The 6,231-nt window shown below is 48.9% G+C and carries 8 protein-coding genes; 3 read left to right on the forward strand and 5 right to left on the reverse strand.

Annotated features, from left to right (window positions below):
- The 5 genes from A3751_RS05415 to A3751_RS05435 all read right to left on the reverse strand — a co-directional run.
- Window positions 1–591: hypothetical protein (locus tag A3751_RS05415; RefSeq protein WP_068453166.1), on the reverse strand; the 591-nt coding region annotated here is incomplete at its 3' end.
- Between the two features lie 48 nt (window positions 592–639).
- Window positions 640–897, reverse strand: coding sequence for a hypothetical protein (locus A3751_RS05420; RefSeq protein WP_068453168.1), 258 nt, complete (start codon window positions 895–897; stop codon window positions 640–642).
- 93 nt (window positions 898–990) lie between these two features.
- A complete protein-coding gene (gene arsJ, locus A3751_RS05425) occupies window positions 991–2,235 on the reverse strand; it encodes an organoarsenical effux MFS transporter ArsJ (protein WP_068453170.1) in 1,245 nt (414 codons plus the stop codon).
- A gap of 6 nt (window positions 2,236–2,241) precedes the next feature.
- Complete coding sequence (locus A3751_RS05430; RefSeq protein ID WP_068453175.1) at window positions 2,242–3,252, reverse strand: ArsJ-associated glyceraldehyde-3-phosphate dehydrogenase; 1,011 nt, start codon at window positions 3,250–3,252, stop codon at window positions 2,242–2,244.
- Window positions 3,253–3,399: 147 nt separating this feature from the next.
- Window positions 3,400–3,690: a hypothetical protein gene (locus tag A3751_RS05435; protein WP_068453172.1), complete on the reverse strand. Its 291-nt coding sequence runs from the start codon at window positions 3,688–3,690 to the stop codon at window positions 3,400–3,402.
- Window positions 3,691–3,719: 29 nt separating this feature from the next.
- Here A3751_RS05435 and A3751_RS23720 point away from each other — a divergent pair, with 29 nt between their 5' ends.
- The 3 genes from A3751_RS23720 to A3751_RS05445 form a co-directional block, all read left to right on the forward strand.
- Complete coding sequence (locus A3751_RS23720) at window positions 3,720–3,851, forward strand: hypothetical protein (protein ID WP_255374861.1); 132 nt, start codon at window positions 3,720–3,722, stop codon at window positions 3,849–3,851.
- Between the two features lie 46 nt (window positions 3,852–3,897).
- Window positions 3,898–4,881: an alpha/beta hydrolase gene (locus A3751_RS05440; RefSeq protein WP_068453174.1), complete on the forward strand. Its 984-nt coding sequence runs from the start codon at window positions 3,898–3,900 to the stop codon at window positions 4,879–4,881.
- A 424-nt stretch (window positions 4,882–5,305) separates the two neighbouring features.
- On the forward strand, window positions 5,306–6,231 hold a 926-nt coding region (locus A3751_RS05445), incomplete at its 3' end, for an ATP-binding cassette domain-containing protein (RefSeq protein ID WP_156492267.1).

A 6,231-nucleotide genomic window follows, 5' to 3' on the forward strand; every position in this document is an offset into this window, starting at 1 on the left:
CGAGAGCACCGATACCGTCATGAGAACAAGCCAAACCGTGTGGTGAATGTGATATTTAAGTGCCACCACTACCCGAGAGGTATGAAGATCAATAACATCATTCAATGACGTTGCATAAGCAAGGTGGGCTGGGTCTCTATTTGCGCGCACCGCGTTTACCGCAATACGCCAAAGCTCTTTGTGAAGAACTTCCGATCGCTCAAGTATGAAACCAATATCGGCCTCTTGATCAACAACATTGGCACGCAGAGCCACATAGCTTTTCAACAGTTCTTTTGATTCTGTTCGCCACGCATTTGAGTCAATGAAGTCCGCTCTCAGGTAGGCCGTCCCAATCGCATTAACCTCATCAAGTAACAACTGCTTTCTTTCCTCAAAGCGATTCGAAGTCGTGCTATAGGTGAGCGCGAGCAAGAACGCTAACAACGCAAAGAGCGCGGCGACTAACGAGCCAACAGGCGGGGCCTCATCTGCTGAATAGTGTTTGAGAAAATACCGCCCGACCATGACGCCAGACATAACGGCACCAAAGATCAACACGATGGTCACAACTAACGCTTCTATTAAAGCCAAACCTGCGAAGATGCCCATTCATCACCCTAAAGGAAAACACAGTAATATTCCGAAACGAGTCAAAGCCTATCCTGCAGAATACTCTGCACCACGAATGACGTAGTCCGGGAGCTTCTCTGGACTTGGATAAACCTGTATGGATTTGATGTTTTCCCGAGGATAAAGGTGCAAAGCGCCCTCGGCCTCGACAGACATATAAGGCTGTTTAAGCGCATTATCGATGTTTTTAACAAGCTGCATTGGGTCTAACACTTGCTTGGCAAAATCAAACGACACCATGCTGCCATCGACAAAACGAATCACTAAACTTTTTTTATTATCCATAGCGCTCTCTGCTCACATAAACGTATGACTCTAAAGTTAGCTGCTAATTCGCAGATGCGCAAAGACTGAGACGCGACAGGTCGAGCGAGGCGCTTACAGTTCAACGCCCAATTTAGATGCATGTTTCGGCAAACCGAAAGAGATTAGTGCGGTGATTAGAATGAACGCCGCCGAAACCCATAAGCACATCTCTAGCCCATACGCTTGATAAAGCCATCCCGATAACACCGTGCCGATCAGCCGCCCCATCGCGTTTGCCATATAGTAAAAACCGACATCAAGCGAGACGCCATCCTCCCCAGCATAGCTAACAATCAAATAACTATGCAGGGAGGAGTTTATGGCAAACAATGCGCCAAACACGAGCAAGCCGATGATCAGTGCCTGCTGTGTATACCAGTCAAACGCAAACGCAAGAGCAATGAACGCCGGAAGCGCGGCAAGCAAAAACGCCCAACCAAGCGCATCGCCGCCGTCTGGCACTCTTCCGTTTTTCCGCCCGGTTAGTTTTGGCGCAAAGCCCTGAACAAAGCCATAGGCAATAATCCATGCTGCAAGAAAACCACCCACAGTCCAGTGATCCCAACCAAACTCACTGGCGAGATACACAGGCAAAGCAACAACAAACCAGACATCGCGAGAGCCAAATAAAAACATTCGAGCCGCTGAAAGATAATTAATCGCTCGGCTCTTAGAGAAAATCTCAGTAAATTTGGGCTTATTTTTGGCTTTACCCAAGTCTTTTTTAAGCACAATTACACTAAACATCCAGACAGCAGCGAGCATGCAGGCCATGCTGAACACAGCACCCTCAAACCCAATCAGACTCAGAAGGGCCCCTCCGAGAAAAAAGCCAGCTCCTTTTAAGGCATTTTTAGAGCCCGTCAAAATCGCAATCCATTTATAGAGTTGACCTTGGGCATCTGAGGGTACGAGCAACTTGATAGAGCTTTTAGCGCTCATCTTATTCAAGTCTTTGGCTATGCCCGACAGCGCTTGCGCCGCCATAACCCACGGCACGGTTAACCAAGCTGCCGGCACCAGTAACATCGCTAAAGCAACAACCTGCGTTAGCAAACCGATATTCATGGTGCGATTCAGACCTAGCCGAGCACCTAGCCAGCCACCAACCAGGTTGGTGATGACACCAAACACCTCATAAAAGATGAACAGCATCGCGATTTGTAAGGGGCTATAACCGAGGCCATAAAAATACAGCACAACCAGCATCCGCAGCGCGCCATCGGTCAATGTGAACGCCCAGTAGTTGCCCGTCACGACCATGTACTGACGAATTTCTGGAGACAGCTCCCCAGATGATCTCCCCAACAACGCCATGAGGTGTTACTCCATATCCATCCGTCCAACCATGCGCATTAACTCAGCCGTTCGGTTTGCATAGCCCCATTCGTTGTCATACCAAGCATACAGTTTTACCTGCGTATCATTCACCACCATGGTCGAAAGCGCATCAATCACGCTTGAGCGCGGATCTGTTTTGTAATCGATGGACACCAACGGCCGAGTCTCAAAACCAAGGATGTCACGCAACTCGCCCTCGGCAGCTTCTTGAAGAAAGCCGTTTACTTCGTCCTCCGTTGTCGGTCGGCTTACTTCAAACACACAGTCGGTAAGCGAAGCATTAGCAAGCGGCACCCGCACTGCATGGCCGTTCAGCTTACCCTTGAGCTCAGGAAAAATATGGGTAATTGCCGTAGCCGAGCCGGTTGTCGTAGGAATAAGGCTCATGCCACAGGCACGCGCCCGACGCAGATCTTTATGCGGAGCATCGAGAATCGTTTGTGTATTGGTGATGTCATGAATTGTGGTCATCGAGCCGTGAACTATTCCCAGTTTTTCGTGTATGACCTTTACAACCGGCGCAAGGCAATTGGTCGTGCAAGATGCGGCCGTAACAATCCGGTGCGCCTCTTTATTATAGAGCGAGTGATTCACACCCATCACGACATTGAGCACGCCCTCTTCTTTCACTGGTGCGCTGACTACGACGCGCCGAACACCCTGATCCAAGTAGGCTTGCAACAAGGCTTTCGTTTTCATTTTACCGCTTGCTTCAATCACAACATCGCAGGCAGACCAATCCGTTTCGGAAATTGACTTGTTCTTCGTACAAGCAATGCGCTTTCCAGCGACCAACATGGTCTCACCCTCAGAGGAGGCCTCGTAATGCCATATCCCATGAACAGAATCAAAAGTAAGCAGGTGCGCTAGGGTCGCGGCATCCCCTGCAGGGTCGTTAATCTGTACGATCTCGACGTCGTCCCACTCAAACGCCACACGCATTGTAAGTCGACCCATACGACCAAACCCATTAATCCCTACCTTGATAGTCATCATCACCTCTACTCAAAAATACACATGCCAACTTGAAATAAAAATGGGCGCAAGCAAGCTTCCGAAACACGACCAGCCATCGCGAACATATTGTCATGCAATTAGAAGCAGGAAGCACTAGTTCAGCACCTAAAAACCAAACAAATATTAACGCTCGACAATGACAGGAAGATTGTTGTCGATCATTCCCACAATTCCTGAGGGGGTTTGACTGCCAGCAAGATACTCCCCCTTGTCGAGGTATTGCCAGCTATCTTCCGATGAATAGCGCCACCCATTGCAAGGAATCAAAAGGGGTCTTCCCGAGCTGCCAGACAAACCGAACCCAAGCCAGCGCTCATGAAACTTTTCTCCCGCTAACGTTTCGACCAACACATGTTCATCACTGGCTTGTTGTACTAAAAGCACGAGATAATTACGACGAAGAAGTAGTTCCAAGATATTCGCTCCGAGAATCTTTTCAGAGCATGATGACCATTAAAGCGACTTTAAAAGTCGCTCATGACCGTTTTATGACACCGATTATGGTCATCGACGATATGCAAGGCAATCAACGCCTCAAAGAGCGCGATAATCACAACCATTCAACGAGCCAATAACCGGTGCTAAAGTAGCTTTAATCAAATCCCGAGAACCTACCAGTCTATGCCGTTTTTTTTAATCTTGATGTTCGCAGTCGTGTTGAGTGCGTGCTCTGCGCCGCTCGTTCAGCCAATGGATCCGGTAAACACGCAAGCGAAGCTAGAGTCACAAGCGTTCATTACGAGTGACGGGTATCGGCTGCCATTTCTGTCACAATCAGAGCCCCCAGACAACCCTACCGCCATAATTGTCGCACTGCATGGATTCAACGATTACAGCCAAGCGTTTGAAACGATGTGTCGCTTCATGAACAAGCACAACATCGCTTGCATCGCCTACGACCAGAGAGGTTTTGGCGCGACAGCGCATAGAGGCATCTGGCCGGGTGACGGAGTATTAGAGTCAGACCTAGTGGCGCTAGTCGCGATGCTAGAGGAGACATACCCGGGCATACCGATCTACCTCGTGGGTGAAAGCATGGGGGGCGCCGTGATCATTTCTGCACTAGCAACGACGCCTCTTGCAGAGAATAAATCCGTCTTTGGAGCGGCACTCCTGGCACCTGCGGTTTGGGCACGAGATACGCAACCCTGGTATCAGCGTTGGGCACTGGCACTTGCCGTGCGCATCGCGCCGTCTTGGAAGCCAACCGGAGAGAGTCTTAACATCATTGCCACCGACAATGTCGACGCGCTACGCGCAATGGCACGGGATAAACGGGTTATAAAAGAGACGAGAATTGATGCCGTATATGGTTTAACAAACCTAATGGACAAGGCGCTGGCATTGAGCCCCATGCTCGCCACTCCGACCCTGATCTTATATGGAGAGAACGATGAGGTAATTCCACGCACCCCAACATGTCGTATGCTAAGTAAGCTAGATGAGGCGAATCTAGACTACACATTGAGGCTATACCCAAAGGGCTACCATATGTTGACGCGCGACCTACAATCTCAAAATGTCTTTGATGATATTTACAGTTGGATAGACACTAGCGCTTCTCTGCCAAGGTCGATGGCTAACGGAGCATTGTGCGAGAGCTAAAGGGGCAAAGCAGCGCCGTAACCGAAAAGTCTTAAAGATCTCTGCGTAGTCGATCCGTATTTTGCGCAGCGGGTGCGTGAGAGCGGGTTGCCAATCGAAGAACGATCATAAATGCGAGCAAATGCATGCGAAGTACCTAATAGCGTTAAAATTGGAAAAACGTGATTTGGCGCACACTTTACATAACCATATGGTCAATTTCAAAATTTAACACGTGAAAGTCTGTAAAACTTGTTGTCCCCGTCCCTCGGCTTTTCCGCATTCAAATTAAAGCCTGAAATTGCACACAAATTAACCAACTGCTATCGACATTAAACGCTTGGGTATTTATAGTTCGCGCCCCTTGTGCTCACCTTGTTTTTTCTTTTTTTGAAAGACCAATAATCCGCCAAGCCAGTATTCACTTTTTCCAAGGACACGCGCTTTGATCTCCACCTCAAACATCACGATGCAATTTGGCGCCGAGCCATTATTTGAAAACATTTCAGCCAAATTCGGAAACGGAAATCGCTATGGTCTGATCGGCGCAAATGGCTGCGGCAAATCGACGCTGATGAAAATTCTAAGTGGGGAATTAACGCCAACAGCGGGCAATGTTTCAATCACACCAGGAGAGAAGCTGGGTTCGCTGCGCCAAGACCAATTTGCGTTTGAAGAATTCAGCGTGGTCGACACCGTCATTATGGGCGATGCTGAACTTTGGGAAGTGAAGCAGGAGCGAGAATACATATACAGCTTGCCTGAAATGAGCGAAGAACAAGGCATGCGCGTTGCCGAGTTAGAGACGCTTTTCGCAGAGATGGATGGATACAGCGCAGAGAGTCGCGCAGGTGAGCTCTTGTTATCGGCAGGCATTGAAGAAGAACTGCATTTTGGACTAATGGCGCAAGTAGCCCCCGGCTGGAAACTACGTGTATTACTCGCGCAAGCGCTATTCGCCAACCCAGACATACTGCTTCTTGATGAGCCTACCAACAACTTGGATATTCATACAATCGAATGGTTAGCCGAGATACTCAATGAGCGAAAATGTACCATGATCATCATCTCGCACGACCGTCACTTTTTGAACAAAGTCTGTACGCACATGGCCGACATCGACTACGGTGAACTGCGTATTTATCCGGGCAACTACGAGGCATATACCGCCGCAGCGAGCTTGGTTCAGGAACAATTGCATTCAGAAAATGCCAAAAAGAGTGCTGAGATCGAAGAGTTACAGTCTTTCGTTAACCGCTTTTCTGCAAATGCCTCAAAAGCAAAGCAAGCGACGTCGCGCGCCAAGCGCATGGAGAAGATTCAGCTCGATGAAGTTAAAGCATCCAGCCGAGTTAGCCCATCCATCCGCTA

This window comes from Oleiphilus sp. HI0080 (genome assembly GCF_001635135.1).